15 protein-coding genes are annotated in these 16256 nt (G+C 31.8%); 2 read left to right on the top strand and 13 right to left on the bottom strand.

Going from position 1 to position 16256, the window contains the following annotated elements; translation table 11 throughout:
• Positions 1-3 precede the first annotated feature (3 nt).
• From ACUV9F_RS02275 to ACUV9F_RS02260, 4 genes are read right to left on the bottom strand one after another with little or no spacing between them, the layout of a single operon-like run.
• Entirely contained in the window at positions 4-258 is a 255-nt protein-coding gene (locus tag ACUV9F_RS02275; protein WP_446183697.1) for a hypothetical protein, read from the bottom strand.
• Complete coding sequence (locus ACUV9F_RS02270; protein ID WP_446183696.1) at positions 255-617, bottom strand: hypothetical protein; 363 nt, start codon at positions 615-617, stop codon at positions 255-257. The genes ACUV9F_RS02275 and ACUV9F_RS02270 overlap by 4 nt, the downstream gene beginning before the upstream one ends.
• Positions 614-1837 carry an alpha/beta hydrolase family protein gene (locus ACUV9F_RS02265; protein ID WP_446184070.1) on the bottom strand — a complete coding sequence of 408 codons (1224 nt, stop codon included), beginning with the start codon at positions 1835-1837 and terminating at the stop codon, positions 614-616. Before ACUV9F_RS02265 ends, ACUV9F_RS02270 begins: the two co-directional genes overlap by 4 nt.
• Positions 1818-2228, bottom strand: a complete 411-nt coding sequence (locus ACUV9F_RS02260; protein WP_446184069.1) for a DUF1310 family protein — start codon at positions 2226-2228, stop codon at positions 1818-1820. The genes ACUV9F_RS02265 and ACUV9F_RS02260 overlap by 20 nt, the downstream gene beginning before the upstream one ends.
• A gap of 385 nt (positions 2229-2613) precedes the next feature.
• On the opposite strand from ACUV9F_RS02260, the gene ACUV9F_RS02255 reads away from it, so the two are divergent.
• Together ACUV9F_RS02255 and clpP are read left to right on the top strand one after the other, a co-directional pair.
• Positions 2614-2811, top strand: coding sequence for a helix-turn-helix domain-containing protein (locus tag ACUV9F_RS02255; RefSeq protein ID WP_446184340.1), 198 nt, complete (start codon positions 2614-2616; stop codon positions 2809-2811).
• A 205-nt stretch (positions 2812-3016) separates the two neighbouring features.
• The gene (gene clpP / locus ACUV9F_RS02250) at positions 3017-3607 is read left to right on the top strand and encodes an ATP-dependent Clp endopeptidase proteolytic subunit ClpP (RefSeq protein WP_446184068.1); all 591 of its coding nucleotides are present in this window, start codon (positions 3017-3019) and stop codon (positions 3605-3607) included.
• 39 nt (positions 3608-3646) lie between these two features.
• On the opposite strand, the gene whiA is transcribed toward clpP, so the two are convergent.
• From whiA to lgt, 9 genes are all read right to left on the bottom strand, one after another.
• A complete protein-coding gene (gene whiA / locus ACUV9F_RS02245; RefSeq protein ID WP_446184067.1) occupies positions 3647-4585 on the bottom strand; it encodes a DNA-binding protein WhiA in 939 nt (312 codons plus the stop codon).
• A gap of 2 nt (positions 4586-4587) precedes the next feature.
• On the bottom strand, positions 4588-5622 hold the full coding sequence (locus ACUV9F_RS02240; protein WP_446184066.1) for a gluconeogenesis factor YvcK family protein: 1035 nt from the start codon (positions 5620-5622) through the stop codon (positions 4588-4590).
• Position 5623: 1 nt separating this feature from the next.
• Positions 5624-6511 carry an RNase adapter RapZ gene (gene rapZ / locus ACUV9F_RS02235; protein ID WP_446184339.1) on the bottom strand — a complete coding sequence of 296 codons (888 nt, stop codon included), beginning with the start codon at positions 6509-6511 and terminating at the stop codon, positions 5624-5626.
• Between the two features lie 97 nt (positions 6512-6608).
• Positions 6609-9458: an excinuclease ABC subunit UvrA gene (uvrA, locus tag ACUV9F_RS02230; RefSeq protein WP_446184065.1), complete on the bottom strand. Its 2850-nt coding sequence runs from the start codon at positions 9456-9458 to the stop codon at positions 6609-6611.
• Entirely contained in the window at positions 9458-11464 is a 2007-nt protein-coding gene (gene uvrB, locus ACUV9F_RS02225) for an excinuclease ABC subunit UvrB (protein WP_446184064.1), read from the bottom strand. Before uvrB ends, uvrA begins: the two co-directional genes overlap by 1 nt.
• A gap of 104 nt (positions 11465-11568) precedes the next feature.
• A complete protein-coding gene (locus tag ACUV9F_RS02220) occupies positions 11569-13290 on the bottom strand; it encodes a phospho-sugar mutase (RefSeq protein ID WP_446184063.1) in 1722 nt (573 codons plus the stop codon).
• 103 nt (positions 13291-13393) lie between these two features.
• Positions 13394-14320 (bottom strand): thioredoxin-disulfide reductase, encoded by a 927-nt coding sequence (gene trxB, locus ACUV9F_RS02215; protein ID WP_446184062.1) that lies wholly within the window; start codon positions 14318-14320, stop codon positions 13394-13396.
• 79 nt (positions 14321-14399) lie between these two features.
• Positions 14400-15416, bottom strand: coding sequence for an NAD(P)H-dependent glycerol-3-phosphate dehydrogenase (locus ACUV9F_RS02210; protein WP_446184061.1), 1017 nt, complete (start codon positions 15414-15416; stop codon positions 14400-14402).
• Positions 15417-15430: 14 nt separating this feature from the next.
• Positions 15431-16255, bottom strand: coding sequence for a prolipoprotein diacylglyceryl transferase (lgt, locus tag ACUV9F_RS02205; protein WP_446184060.1), 825 nt, complete (start codon positions 16253-16255; stop codon positions 15431-15433).
• Position 16256 lies beyond the last annotated feature (1 nt).

Genomic DNA, 16256 nt, shown 5'->3' with positions numbered 1-16256 from the left:
ACATTATATTTTCTTTATATCTGTATTCTTCTTAATAATTGATTCCTGAACACCATCTGAGAACTTTCCCTTAATAACTTGGTCTACAGTTTTAGTAATTCTTATTATCTCTGCACTAATATCATCAGTTTTTGAGTTAACATCTCTCCTATGATTATATTTGCTCTCTTCTTTTTTCGTAACCTGTACATTCCCTATTGCAGTTATTTGTTGTTTCTCAAAAAACATTTTCATTCCTTTAATATCTATCACACTCATAGTTTCTTCCTCAATTGATAATATTGTTCATCCATGTCATTTTGTGATTTTCGATATCTTGTAGAATATTCTTCCCAATTATCATCTAATTTTCTTAATTCATTATTAATATTCTGATCCGCTTCGTCTCTTAAGTATTCCAAACTTCTGTAAGAATTTTTTATTAATTCCCCATAATCATTTAAGTCTTTCAAATAATATTCAGAACGTTTAGATAGGTCTTCGAGTTCCCGATCAACTTGATTCTTTTCGTGCATTAAATCTTCTTGTTTTAGCTCATAGTTCTTTTTATTCATAGAATACTCATCTTCAGCTTGTTCAATTTTTACTCTAAGCTGTTTTATCTCATCTTCTATCATAATAAATTAAATGACCTCGCTAATTCTTGATCCGTTTCAAGTTTTGCTTGAACACCTTTTTTGATATTAGTACTAATATCTGAATAATCAGACTTAACTTGTTCTGCTTTTTTAATCTTGTCTTGGTAATACTCTATTACTTTAGTAACAAATTCACTCTTAGTGGCATTTACTTGTCTTAAAGTATTCATAATATCATCTTCTGATAAGTCTTGGCCCATGCCACGAGCACGTCTTTTGGTATCTTTCCAAAGATCTTCAGCCTCGCTAATATAACCATTTAAGTCTTTAATTAGACTATCCATGCTTTCATCAACATACGTCTTAATATTATCCGCTAATATTACTGCTGCTGCACTATCAAGGTATATTTTGTCAGACTTACTTAATCCACCTTTACTTAACTTATCTTTTAATAAATTTAAGTTCAACATACCTATTTGTAATTGATTTTCTGGTACCAATTTAATATTTCCATTTTTGTCATATTGATATCCACCCCACATGTGTTGACTTACTTTATCAAGCCCCATATTCTTTGATAGAATAATATGCAAGGTACCAACAGAATTTTTATCATCAGAATATCCCAAAGACACCCAATCATTTTTATCAATAAAATTAAAAATTCTAGGATTTAGTTTCTTTAATTGTTTTACTTGCTTAGAAGTTAATATTGAATAAATATTTGGTCCTTCATATAAGTATGCTGCACGAATTCTGTCAAGATCTAAGGCATTAGCAACTGCATATTGTCCATCCATTGAGCCTAATGAATGACCATAAATATCAAATTTCGCATTGGGATAATCTTTCATTAGTTTATTCAATGTTTTACTAGAATTAATTAATTGTGAAGAAGGACCATTTCTATACTTTCCTTTAGTATAGAAACTCAATAGTGTAGATAGAAAAGGAATTTTATTAACAAGTACTCGAGTACCCATAGGTATATCATTATTAGCCCAGTCACGAATAGCATCTAGTGATACATTTGCAGATGATCCGCGATAAATAATTGCAATATTTTTTGATTTTTTTATTTTCTCGGTTTTAGTAGGTGTAATAACATAAGCCTGTTGACCACTACTATCTGTTACTACTTTTCTAACGTAACCAATATTTTTACCATTTACAACTATTGGACTATTCTTTTTCAATTTTTTATAACCATTTTTAGTGAATTCAATTCTTTCATCATCACTTAATTTTTTCCACATTATTTTGTCCCTCAGTTAAAAAATCATCCAACTCACTAGAATAGGTTCCAGAATCTGCTTTTAATTTATTATTATATTTATTCAATCCTATATCAAAATCAAATTTTTCATTGTCATTAACAAATCCTATTACATCAATTCCGCCCATAGGATTATGCACAATCTGATCATACTGAATAGTAATTTTTTTTATTTTTCCATTTTGCGTAAAAGCGTTTTTGTCTATCTTCTTAAAAAAGCTGTTTATTGCTTTTTGTCCTTCATCACTTTTAACTACTTTAACCATTTCTTCATGAAATCTAACATTATCCATATGAATCTTCACCCCTATTCCAATTACTATTATTGCTAAACTTAATATTACAATTAGGATTTTTCTTTTCTTATTCATTATTAACCTCATTTATAAACAGAATATAGCATAAGATTTTATTTACTTAAATAGACACAGTTAACTATTCCGATACACAACAAAAAACTATTCATAAATGGAACTTGTAACACTAGATACATATATATATCCTTCAGAAACTCTTTAATTATTGAGTCAAATCGGGAAAGTTTATATTCAACATTTGCCAAAACAATTATTAAAAATATGTAAATCATCATATAAATTTATAAGTATGTCGTTTTTTTATATTTTTCTCCTATACCCCCAAAAATATTATTACTATATTCAGTTATTTATTTTTATAAAAACCGATATTGTCATTATTAAAGAGTGTTAGAGGAATAAAGATGATAACTGATATAAATTTAAACATAGGAAAAAAATTCAAGAAATCAGAAAAAAGAAAAAAATAACTCAAGAAAAGCTTGCAGAGTTAAGCAACTTATCAATTAACTACATTTCAAAAATTGAAAGAACTGATGGTCAAAATATTAGTATTAAAAGCTTATTTGCCATTTCTGAAGCCCTTGAAATAAATCCTTCAGAACTATTGTCACTTGAAAATCCTAAAAAAATTTAGGATTTAATACAAGAAAACTAATTGAATTACTATCCGACTTAGATAATAATTCAGCCGACAACATAAGTAAGCAATTTCTAAAACTAATTGAAGATATAAACCATTTGCAAATTTAACACTTAAAATTTGACCGTATTCAATTACTGTGTTAAATTAGCACAGTACTTATAAGAGTGCTAAAAAATTATAGGAGGCGCTAATTAATATGTTAGTACCAACAGTTATCGAACAAAATTCACGCGGTGAACGCGCTTATGATATATACTCACGTCTTTTGAAAGACAGAATCATCATGCTTTCAGGAGAAGTTAATGATCAAATGGCTAACACTATTATTGCTCAATTGCTTTTCCTAGATGCACAAGATTCAGATAAAGATATTTCTATTTATATAAATTCTCCTGGTGGATCTGTTACAGCTGGACTTGCTATTATGGATACTATGAATTTCGTTAAGTCAGATGTTCAAACTATAGCTATGGGTATGGCTGCATCAATGGCAAGTGTCTTATTATCATCAGGTACTAAAGGTAAAAGATTTGCTCTTCCAAATTCAACTGTTCTTATTCACCAACCATTAGGTGGTGCCCAAGGACAACAAACTGAAATTGAAATAGCTGCTCGAGAAATCTTGAAGACTCGTGAAAGATTAAATCACATCTTGGCTGATAACTCAGGGCAAACTTTTGAAACACTTCAAAAAGATACTGATCGTGATAATTACATGACAGCTCAAGAAGCTAAAGACTATGGTTTAATTGATGAAATCATGGTAAACAAAGAAAATAAAAAATAGACGATTTAAAAAGACGAGAATCTAAATTCTCGTCTTTTTTTATACACTTCTCGCTTCTTGTGCTATTTGATTTATTTTTCTTAACCGATGATTAATACCAGATTTTGAAATTGCACCAGATGGCACCATATCGCCAAGTTCTTTTAATGATACTTCGGGATTTTCTAATCGAATCTGTGCAATTTCGCGTAATTTTTCAGGAAGACTATCAAGTCCAACCGTATTGGACAAGAACTTAATATTTTCAATCTGTTTTGCTGCTGCACTAACTGTTTTATTTAAATTTGCATTTTCGCAGTTAACTAGTCTATTAACAGAATTTCTCATATCACGTACTATTCTGACATCTTCAAATTTCATCATTGAATTTTTTGCACCTACTACTAATAAGAACTCTGCAATTTTCTCAGCTTCTTTTAAATACACTATGTATCCATTTCTTCTTTTAGTAACTCTTGCATTTAAATCAAAGTGATTCATCATTTTTAAAAGATCATCACTATGAGATTCATATAATGAATATATCTCTAAATGATATCTTGACGTTTCCGGATTATTAACACTTCCTGTTGCTAAAAAAGCGCCACGAAGGTACGAACGCATTCTTTGCTCTTCGTTTAAGATTTCACTTGGCACATCGGTATTCAACTGAAAACCGCCTTCAGACATAATTCCTAAATCTTTTAAAATACGATTTGTATCATTTTTTAATCGTACAATATACTGATTATTTTTTTTCAATTTCATTTTTTTTCTAACCAACAAATCAGATTCTACGGAATAGTTTTGTTTCAATAGTGAATAAATTCTTCTAGCAATTACAGGATTTTCTGTTACTGCACTCAAAACAAAATGATGGTCTTGAATAGCTAAGCTCCCGTTCATTCTTAATAAGGCCGCTAATTCAACTCTAGCATGCTCTGGATGAACTTCTAACATTGTTAATTCTTTTTTTACTTCACTTGCATAAGAGGCCAAAATTATCTCTCCTCGTTTTTTCTTTGATCTGCTTGAAATGCCAAATTCATTATTTCAGTTGCAACTTTATCTCCATCATGAAATGCACCATTATCATGTAATGATAGAAAATCATTCGATATAACACGGCATCCCATTTTTCTTAAAGATTCAAAATCATATTTTACTTGTGTTGAATATTCTTCATATTTATTAAAATCCATATAATCATCAGGCACAGGTGTCGTATTCACTAAAACTGTATCTACAAAATTGCCGCCCAAATGTTCATCTAGAACTTTTACATGCTGTGCATCTGTGAAACCTAACGTTTCACCTTTTTGTGTCATAATATTACAAATATAAACGACTTCTGCCTTAGTTTGACTAACCGCTTTACCAAGATTATCAATCATTAAATTAGGTAGTACACTTGTGAATAAACTTCCTGGTCCTAAAACAACCACATCAGCTTCTAATATAGCTTGAATTACTGGATCTACAGCCTCAGGCTTATGGTTTTCTTCTTCTGTTTCAGTGACCCATACTTTTTTTATTTTTTTATCAGCGGCAGTTATTTCACTTTCTCCTGCTAACGTTGTCCCATCAGTAAATTCAGCATTTAAAGTTAGACTGCGATTAGAGGCTGGAAAGACATGTCCATCAACTTGCATCATTTCTGATAAAACTTGTACAGCATCAAATATATTAGAATATATTTCTGATAATGCAGCAATAATAAAATTCCCAATTGCGTGTCCCGCAAAAAAAGTGTCCTTTGAATCGAAACGATATTGAAATATATCTAGCTCAGATTGTGGTAAATCTGAAAGTGCAGTTATAACATTTCTAATATCTCCAGGTGGTACAACGTTTATATAGTCTCGAATAATGCCTGATGATCCACCATCATCCGCAACAGTTACAATTGCTGTCACATCAGCATTTTGGCCCTTTAAACTTTTAACAATAACTGGTAATCCAGTTCCTCCACCAATAACTACTACTTTGGGGCGTCTTCCTTTAACAACTCTAATAATTTTATTTTGTGAAGCCATTTTAGTTTCCCCCAAACTGTGATTTTTCACGATCCCTATGACTTACTTCCACTTTATAATCATTTTTCAAATCTTCGGCTATTTTTTCTGCAATTGCTACAGATCGATGCTGTCCACCAGTACATCCAATTGCAATCGTTAAACTAGACTTCCCTTCTCTTTTATATCCAGGAATTATTGATTTTAGAAGCTTTATGTACTGTTTATAAAAGCTTTGTGTTTCTTTGTTATTAAATACATAATCTGCCACTGGCTTATCTAAACCAGACATCGGTTTTAACTCTGGAATATAAAAAGGATTTGGTAAGAATCTAACATCCATAACGTTATCAGCATCTATTGGAACTCCATATTTAAATCCAAATGACATTACTTCAATTCTAAATAATGAACTATTTTCATCGTCTTTAAAATAATCAATTATTTTTTCTCTTAATTGTCTTGTATTTGTATCTGTCGTATCAATAATTAAGTCAGAAGAAGTTTTGATATCTTCTAACATTTGGCGTTCTTTTTTTACACCATCAAGTAGCCTTCCTCCGTCCGATACCAAAGGATGAGCACGTCTTGTTTCTTTATATCTAGCAACTAATTCCTCATCAGATGCATCTAAAAACAAAATTTTTGTATTAACATTTTCTGTTGAACGTAATTCAGAAATCATTGAAACAATTGTTTCATAAAACCCTCTTGATCTAAGATCAACAACTAAAGCTACTTTATTGATATTTCCGGATTCTTTTACTAATTCCCAAAATTTTGTAAATAATGCAGGTGGCATATTATCTATACAAAAATATCCCATATCTTCTAAAGATCGCATGGCAACAGTTTTACCAGCTCCACTCATGCCAGTGACTATTATTAATTTAATTTCTTCCACATCAATTACCTGCTACTTCTTTATTCTATTATAAATTACATTATAACATGCCAGGCGTTTCATTTCTTGATAAAAGAAAAAGAATAAATATTGGATTTCTCCTCTATCCATTCTTTTTCATAAGTCTTTTATCACGTTCCAATATTGGCTTTAAATATTTACCAGTATATGAATCTTTTGCTTTTGCAATTTTTTCAGGAGTTCCAGTAGCAATAATTTGTCCACCACCTTCTCCACCTTCTGGTCCTAAATCAATAATCCAATCTGCAGATTTAACTACATCTAAATTATGTTCAATAACGACTACAGTGTTTCCATCGTCAACTAAACGTTCTAGAACCTTTAACAATCTACCAATATCATCTGTATGTAATCCAGTTGTAGGTTCATCTAATATATAAAAGTTTTTACCACGTGAACTCTTATACAGTTCTGAAGCCAATTTCATTCTTTGCGCTTCACCACCAGAAAGAGTTGTGGCTGATTGTCCAAGACTTACGTAACCTAATCCTACAGCAACAATAGTTTCTAATTTTTTCTTAATCTTAGGTATATTTTCAAAAAATTCTAAAGCGTCTGAAATAGTCATATCTAAAATTTCAGCAATATTTTTACCCTTATAAGCAACTTCTAAAGTTTCAGAATTATATCTCGTCCCATGACAAACTTCACAAGGCACATATACATCAGGCAAGAAATTCATTTCAATTTTTATTATTCCATCACCTTTACATGCCTCACATCGTCCTCCTTTGACATTGAATGAGAATCTTCCTTTTTTATACCCACGGAGTTTTGCTTCGTTTGTTTGAGCAAATAAATCTCGCACATCATCAAAAACACTTGTATACGTTGCTGGATTACTTCTTGGAGTTCTTCCAATTGGACTTTGATCAATATTTATTAATTTATCTATATTCTCGTATCCAGAAATAGTTTTATATTTTCCTGGCTTTTTAGAATTATTATTCAATTTTTGTGCCAATGCACGCTGCAAAATCATATTAACTAAAGTTGATTTACCAGAACCAGAAACGCCTGTTACAGCAGTAAATTTACCTAATGGAAATTCAGCCTTAATATTTTTTAAGTTATTTTCTTGAGCACCTGTAATCTTTATTGATTCTCCGTTACCTTTTCTACGATTTTCAGGTACTGGAATAAATTTTTCTCCAGACAAATATTTACCCGTAAGAGAATTCTTATCTTTTTTTATTTCGCTTGGAGTACCAGCTGCCATAATTTTGCCACCTAGATTTCCAGCTCCGGGTCCCACATCAATAATATAATCAGCGGCATTCATAGTATCTTCATCATGCTCAACAACAACTAAAGTATTACCTAAATCACGCATTTTTTTCAAAGAACTAATTAGTCTGTCATTATCGCGTTGATGAAGACCTATTGATGGTTCATCTAGAATGTATAATACTCCAGAAAGATTAGAGCCAATTTGTGTGGCTAATCTAATTCGTTGGGCTTCTCCACCTGATAATGTTCCTGCAGATCTTGATAGGTTCAAATACTCCAATCCAACATTTTGTAAGAAGGACAAGCGATCCATAACTTCTTTTAATATTGGCTTAGCAATTACAGTATTTTGTTCTGATAGTTTAATATTACTGAAAAAGTTTAAGCTATCTTTGATTGGTAGATCTGAAGCGTCAGCAATATCTGAGCCTTCAATTTTTACAGCTAGTGCTTTTTCATTTAGTCTCTTCCCGTGACATGTTTGACAAGTAAGTTCAGTCATATATTTTTTCATGGTTTCACGAGTGAAATCACTGTTTGATTCTTTATAACGTCTCTCAATATTAGGAATAATACCTTCAAATACTGTATTTACATCCCTAACACTTCCAAAATCATTTTCATAATGAAAATGAAATTCTTTATCACCAGATCCATATAATATTATTTCTTGTTGTCTTTTAGTTAATTTATTAAATGGTTTGTCAGTATCAATTTTAAATTGCTCAGCTGCTTGTTCTAACATCTGTGGATAATAATTAGAGCTAATTGGATTCCAAGGAGCAATTGCACCTTCTTTAAGAGAGAGTTTTTTATTTGGTATCACTAAATCCATATCCACTTCGAGTTTAGTTCCCAAGCCATCACAATCAGGACATGCACCAAAAGGAGCATTAAATGAAAATAGTCTAGGTTCTAATTCACCAACTGTAAAACCACAAATAGGACAAGCATAATGTTCTGAAAAAACTAGTGGTTCACCTCCAATTATATCGGCATTAACATAACCACCTGATAGTCGTAATGCAGCTTCCATTGAATCAAACAAACGTGAACGTACACCGTCTTTAACAACAATTCTATCAACAACTACGTCAATATTATGTTTTCTATTTCTATCTAACTCAATTTCATCTGTTACTTCAGTTATTTCTCCATCAACTCTAACTCTGACATATCCTTGCTTTTGTATTTGTTCAAATACTTTTTTGTGTTGTCCTTTTTTTGCACGTATTACAGGTGATAATATTTGTAACTTTGTACCTTGTTCCAATCCAAGTACAGTATCAACCATTTGTTCAACTGATTGACTTGTAATTACAGTTCCATCATTAGGACATATAGGAGTTCCTACTCTAGCCCAAAGTAAACGAAGATAATCATTGATTTCAGTAATTGTTCCAACTGTTGAACGTGGATTTTTTGATGTTGTTTTTTGGTCTATGGAAATTGCAGGACTTAATCCTTCAATAGAATCTACATCGGGTTTATCCATTTGACCTAAAAACTGACGTGCATATGCTGATAAACTCTCAACATATCTTCGTTGTCCTTCAGCATATAATGTATCAAATGCTAATGAACTTTTCCCAGAACCCGATAACCCTGTCATTACCACTAATTTATCTCTTGGTATTGTCACATCAACATCTTTTAAATTATGAGCACGAGCTCCTTTAATAACAATTTTATCGTTTGCCATTAACTCATATCCGCCTTTAATTCTAGAATTGTATCACGTAAATTGGCAGCTGCCTCAAAATCAAGTTTCTTAGCGGCATTTTCCATTTGAACACTTAATTGTTCGACTAATTCTTTTTTCTCTTCTTTGGACATATTATCAAAGTCCATATCATCTTCAACTATTTGTTCACCAGTATCATTTTCAACTTGTTTTACAGCTGTTATAGCATCTCTTATTGGTTTAATAATAGTTTTTGGTGTTATACCGTGTTCTTCATTAAACTTCTCTTGAATATTACGACGCCTTTGAGTTTCATCAATTGCACCTTGCATTGAATCTGTGATTTTATCTGCATACATAATGACTTGACCATGTTCATTTCTAGCAGCACGTCCAATAATCTGAATCAACGATCTCTCAGCACGAAGAAATCCCTCTTTATCAGCATCTAATATTGCAATTAATGAAACTTCAGGAACATCAATACCTTCTCTAAGCAAGTTAATTCCAATTAACACATCAAATTTACCTAATCGTAAATCTCTTATTATTTGAGTTCTTTCAAGTGTTTTAATATCACTATGTAAGTACTTAACTCTTATTCCCATATCTTTGAAATAATCAGTTAAGTCCTCTGCCATCTTTTTTGTCAATGTAGTAACAAAAACTCTTTCATTTTTTTCGACGCGATCGTTAATTTCTCCAACCAAATCATCAATTTGTCCCATAATTGGGCGAACTTCAATTTTAGGATCTAACAATCCAGTTGGTCGAATAATCTGTTCTATAACATTTGGAGTTTGCTCTAATTCATAAGGCCCTGGTGTAGCTGATACATAAAGAATTTGATTAACATGTTTTTCAAATTCTTGTAGCGTTAATGGTCTATTGTCTAGTGCACTAGGAAGTCTAAAGCCATAATCAACCAACATCTGCTTACGAGCTCTATCCCCATTATACATTCCGCGAATCTGCGGCATGGTTACATGAGACTCATCTATCATAATATTAAAATCATCAGGGAAAAAATCAAGTAATGTATATGGAGGCTCTCCTTCTGCACGTCCTTCCATATGTCGAGAATAGTTTTCGATACCGCTTGTATATCCCATTTCTTTCATCATTTCAATATCATAATTAGTTCTTTGTTCTAATCGCTGAGCTTCTAAAAGTTTTCCTTCTTTATTTAAAACTTCTAGTCTTTCCTTAAGCTCAGCTTCAATTCGTTTTATCGCTGCTTCCATTTGTTCATCATTAGTCATAAAGTGCGTTGCCGGGAATATTGATACTTGATCTAATTCTCCTTTTACTTCACCAGTTAATGGATCCATTTGAACAATTCTATCTACTTCATCGCCAAAAAATTCAACCCTAAGAGCACTGTCATCTCTTGAAGCAGGAAATATATCAACTATATCCCCACGAACTCTAAAGCGTCCACGTTGAAAATCAATGTCGTTTCTTTCAAATTGGTTATTTATAAGTTCTTCCATTAACTTATTTCTACCAGTTTCTTGACCAACGCGAATTGACAATACATTTTCTCGATATTCATTAGGATCACCTAATCCAAAAATACTTGAAACTGAAGCTACAACTACGACATCATTTCTTTCTAATAATGAACTTGTTGCCGAATGACGAAGTTTATCTATTTCATCATTAATACTTGAATCCTTTTCAATATAAGTATCGCTTGATGGAACATAAGCCTCAGGTTGATAGTAATCATAGTAACTAACAAAATATTCAACTGCATTATTAGGGAAAAATTCTTTAAATTCACCATAAAGTTGTCCAGCCAAAGTCTTATTATGTGAAATTATTAATGTCGGCTTATTTAAATTTTTAATTACATTAGCCATAGTAAAAGTTTTTCCAGTACCAGTAGCACCCTCTAGAATTTGAGCTTTTTTTCCTTCCTCAAATCCTTTAGTGATTTTTTCTATTGCTTGCCCCTGGTCACCAGCGGGTTTATATTTTGAAACTAAGTCAAATTTACGATCAGTCTGTCTGATTATCATTAGTTTCCCCCCTTAAAAATTAATTTTATATAAAAAAATATTGAAATGATTATAAATCAATCACTTCAATATTTTACCACTACGAACATATTTTCGCTATAATTTTACTTAGTCCAATTACCAATTTCTTCTATATAACTATTAAGTTTATTAGTACTTGATTGATCTGTATCTGCAGTAACACCTATGTAAAATTTAATTTTTGGCTCAGTTCCTGATGGTCGAATAGCAATCCAAGTTTCATCATCAAGGATATATTTTAAAACGTCTGCTTTTGGAAGATCTATTTGTTCTTCTCCATTTTCTGTTTTAGCGATTTGTGTTTGATAGTCCATAGTTTTAATAACCTTATGACCAGCAATCTCAGAAAAACCTTTTTCTCTAAAATTAGTCATCAAATCAGCCATAATTTTTTTACCGTCAACACCAGCAAAAGTTTCTGAAATTGTTTTTTCTTTAAAGTAACCATATTTTTCATAAAGATCTAACAAGCCATCATACATTGTTTTGCCTTGTGATTTATAAAATGCTGATACTTCAGCTAATAGTAAAGAAGCTTGCATTGCATCTTTATCTCTAACAAAACCTTTGACCAAATATCCATAGCTTTCTTCAAAACCAAATAAGAAAGTATTTGAATTAGTATCTTCAAAATTTTGGATCATTTCCGCAATGTATTTGAATCCAGTCAAAACATCAAACATTTTCAATCCATAACTTTTAACAATTTTTGTTGCTAGTTCAGTTGAAACTATTGATTTTATAACCGCACCATTTTCAGGTAATTTATTATTTAATTTCATCGAATGAAGTATATATTCAATTAATACACTAGCAATTTGATTTCCAGTCATTAATTGATATTCACCACTTGGCAAACACACAGCAGCCCCTAAACGATCAGCATCAGGGTCAGTAGCAATTAGTACATCTGCATTTTCTTCCTTACCTTGTTCAATGGCCATGTCAAACGCTTGAGTGAATTCAGGATTAGGAAACGGAACTGTTGAAAATTCCGGATCTAAAATAGCTTGTTTATTAACCATTGAAATCTTACTAAATCCAACATCATTAAAAATTCTTGGAGCAATAACTTTTCCAGTACCATGAAGTGGAGAATATATAAGGCTTAAGTCTGAACCTTCTTTTTTTATTAATTCATTATCTACACTTACATTTTTAAGATTCTCAAGATAGATTCTATCAATATCTTCACCAATTAGAGTAACAATTCCAGACTCACGAAGTTTTTCAATATCAGACACTTCAATAGCAAATAAGTCTGAGTTTTTTCTTACATAGCTTGTAATTATATCAGATTCTTTAGGAGGCATTTGGCCTCCGTCTTCGCCATAAATTTTAAAACCATTATATTGTTTAGGATTATGACTAGCTGTTATCATGATTCCTGCATAAGTATGCAATTGACGAACAGCAAAAGATAATTCTGGTGTTGGACGTAAACTATCAAATAAAAATGATTTGATACCGTGAGCACCAAGTACCTTAGCAGATTCAATAGCAAACTGTTGTGAGTTGTAACGTGAATCAAAACTAATGGCAACACCACGTTTTTTAGTCTCTTCATCTAAAGTGTCCATTAATCCAGCCAACCCAGAAGCTGCCTGTCTAACTGTATAAATATTCATGCAGTTAATACCAGGTCCCATAACTCCACGCATACCTGCTGTTCCAAATTCCATAGGAGCATAGAATGCCTCTTCTGCTTTCTTTTCATCTTTTTTTAATTCATTTAATTTTAATTTTAAATCTAAATCAAGATCTTGATATTCATCCCAGATTTTTAAGTTGTCTTTCCAACTCATAGTATTCCTCCAACTATAAATAATTATTTTTATTTTACCTTATTATAAGTAAAAACTCGACATAGATTAAGAATAATTAAAAAAGCGATGAAAATTCATCGCTTTAATCAGTTAATGTTTGAATATAATTAAATGCTTGTTGACCAGCTATTCCACCTTCACCAACAGCAGTTGTTATTTGTCTTAAATCTTTTTTTCTAACATCCCCAATTGCATAAATACCAGGTACATTAGTTTCCATTTGATCATTAGTATTAATCCAACCTTGATCATCTAAAATACCCAAGCTTTCAAATGAAGAAGTTAGTGGTTGAATTCCAACATAAACAAAAGCGCCTGACGCAGGTATAGTATGTTCCTCACCAGTTTCTTTATCTTTATATAGCAATCCCGTAACTTCATCACCGTTACCTTTGATTTCTTCTGTTTGAGCGTTCCAAATAAATTTAATCTTATCATTTTTAAACGCACGATCTTGAAGAATCTTTTGAGCACGTAATTGGTCACGTCTATGTACAATAGTTACAGATTTTGCCATTTGAGTTAGATAAACTCCTTCTTCAACAGCAGAATCACCGCCACCAACAACAACAACATCTTGATCTTTAAAAAATGCTCCATCACAAACAGCACAGTATGATACACCTCGTCCTGAATATTCTTCTTCCCCAGGAACGCCTATTTTTTTATACTCTGATCCTGTAGCAATAATTACTACAGAAGTTTCATAAGTATCTTCGTCTGTAATAACAATCTTTTTTTCACCGTCTTTTTTTATTTCACTAACTGTTCCATACAAAAACTCGGCACCAAATCTTGTTGACGAAGCATACATTTTTTCTCCTAATTCTGGACCCATAATAGACTCAAAACCAGGATAGTTTTCAATTTCAGCAGTATTATTCATTTGACCACCATATATACCACGGTCTAATATTGCCACTGATAAATTTGCTCTTGATGCATATAGTGCAGCAGTTAGACCACCAGGTCCTGCACCAATAACTACAACATCATAATTCTTTGTCATATACTAACTCCTTATTACCAATACTTCACAACTACCAATATTATTCATTTTGACTATAAAAGTCCAATAACTTGTTTTATTAAAAGTCCATCTCAGATTTTCCAGACCTGTTCATTAACTCTTTTATTACTTTTTCAACATTCTTATTCTCATAGATCACTTGATAAATTGCTCGAGTTATAGGCATATCGATTTTTTTCTTCTCTGCTAATTCAAATGCTGCTTTACATGTTGCAACACCTTCTACAACCATTCCCATATTTTCTAAAATAGTGTCTGTTGATTGCCCTTTACCTAAGGAATCTCCAAATCTCCAATTTCTCGAATTAACACTTGTACAAGTTACAATCAAATCACCAACACCTGAAAGTCCTATGAAAGTCATAGGTTTAGCACCCATTGAAACTCCCAATCGAGTTATTTCAGCCAATCCACGCGTAATTAACGCAGCTTTTGTATTATCTCCATATCCAAGACCATGTAAAGCACCAGCTCCTATTGCTATAACATTTTTTAATGCGGCACCCATTTCTACACCTATAACATCATCGTTTGTATATAGTCTAAAATATTGATTCATAAAAATTTGTTGAATAAACTCAGATTTTTTTATTTCTTTTGAAGCAGCAGTTAGTGTTGTAATATCTTTGTTTGCAACATCTTCAGCATGACTTGGCCCTGAAAGAACAACCACGCCATCTCTATTCTCAATTGGTATAACATCTTCTAAGATTTCAGAAATTCGATCATAACTTCTTTGTTCTAGTCCTTTAGAAGCCGTCACAAGTATAGGAGATATATTTAATTTTGACAAAATAGGCTTTAGTTGTTCAGCAACATCTCTAGTTGCTTGAGTTGGTATCACGAATAAAATAACTTCTGAATTTTCTGAAGCATATTTTAAGTCAGTAGTAGCCTCTAGTTGTGGGGTGATTTTAAATTCTGGTAAATAATGTTTGTTAGTATGGTTATTATTTATTTCGTCTATACTCTTTTGATTATGTCCCCAAAGCTTAACTAAATTTCCATTTTCAGCTAATAAATTAGCTAAAATTGTCCCCCAAGATCCTGCACCTAAAACTGTTACATTTGTCATATATATATCTTCTCCTACTTATTATTGGCTATTTTTTGTAAGTTATATTCAGGTAATTCATATTTATTATGACGATAAATAATTATACAAATTGCACCAACAAATAATACTATTGATAATAGTTGCGAAACGCGAATATTTGCAAAAAGATAAAGACTATCAGTTCTCATTCCTTCAACAAAAAACCTTCCAAACGAATACCAAATCACATAACTTAATACAATATCGCCACGTTTGAACCAGCCTAATTTTCTTATAATCAAAATTGTTATTAAGCCGATTAAATTCCAAACAGATTCATACAAAAAAGTAGGCTGACGATACTGCCCACCTATAAACATTTGATCAATAATAAATCGAGGTAAATGTAAACTAGTTAAAAAGCCATGTGAAGTAACAGCTCCAAAGGCTTCTTGGTTCATAAAATTACCCCATCGCCCAATGATTTGCCCTAGCATAACTGAAGGAGTAGCAATATCTAACATTTGCCAAGGGGATATTTTTTGTTTTTTACTATAAATTATAACAACGGCTAATGCGGCTAATAATCCACCATAGATTGCAATACCGCCATGCCATATTTTTATTATTTCCTCAGGATGACTGGCATAAAATGGCCATTCAAAAATAACATAATAAAATCGTGCTCCAATAAGAGCAAATGGAGCAATCCATAAAACCATATCAAGTATTTTATCAGAGTCAATATCTTGTTTTACTGCCTCTTTCATTGCCCATATAACGCCCAGTAATGCAGCTGTTGCAATAATCAAGCCATACCAATGAATCTCAAGAGCTCCAATTTTAAGTGCTATAGGACTTAATATTAATAAATTCAAA

Source organism: Daquilactobacillus linshuiensis (assembly GCF_052828685.1).
Note: the sequence above shows the minus strand (reverse complement) of the source record. Positions and strands in the feature narration are given on the sequence as shown.

Bases quoted from the DNA above. Each gene is read 5' to 3' on its own strand.
- ACUV9F_RS02275 (WP_446183697.1), bottom strand. From the start codon at position 258: ATGAGTGTGATAGATATTAAAGGAATGAAAATGTTTTTTGAGAAACAA.
- ACUV9F_RS02270 (WP_446183696.1), bottom strand. From the start codon at position 617: ATGATAGAAGATGAGATAAAACAGCTTAGAGTAAAAATTGAACAAGCT.
- ACUV9F_RS02265 (WP_446184070.1), bottom strand. From the start codon at position 1,837: ATGTGGAAAAAATTAAGTGATGATGAAAGAATTGAATTCACTAAAAAT.
- ACUV9F_RS02260 (WP_446184069.1), bottom strand. From the start codon at position 2,228: ATGAATAAGAAAAGAAAAATCCTAATTGTAATATTAAGTTTAGCAATA.
- clpP (WP_446184068.1), top strand. From the start codon at position 3,017: ATGTTAGTACCAACAGTTATCGAACAAAATTCACGCGGTGAACGCGCT.
- ACUV9F_RS02240 (WP_446184066.1), bottom strand. From the start codon at position 5,622: ATGGCTTCACAAAATAAAATTATTAGAGTTGTTAAAGGAAGACGCCCC.
- uvrA (WP_446184065.1), bottom strand. From the start codon at position 9,458: ATGGCAAACGATAAAATTGTTATTAAAGGAGCTCGTGCTCATAATTTA.
- uvrB (WP_446184064.1), bottom strand. From the start codon at position 11,464: ATGATAATCAGACAGACTGATCGTAAATTTGACTTAGTTTCAAAATAT.
- ACUV9F_RS02220 (WP_446184063.1), bottom strand. From the start codon at position 13,290: ATGAGTTGGAAAGACAACTTAAAAATCTGGGATGAATATCAAGATCTT.
- trxB (WP_446184062.1), bottom strand. From the start codon at position 14,320: ATGACAAAGAATTATGATGTTGTAGTTATTGGTGCAGGACCTGGTGGT.
- ACUV9F_RS02210 (WP_446184061.1), bottom strand. From the start codon at position 15,416: ATGACAAATGTAACAGTTTTAGGTGCAGGATCTTGGGGGACAATTTTA.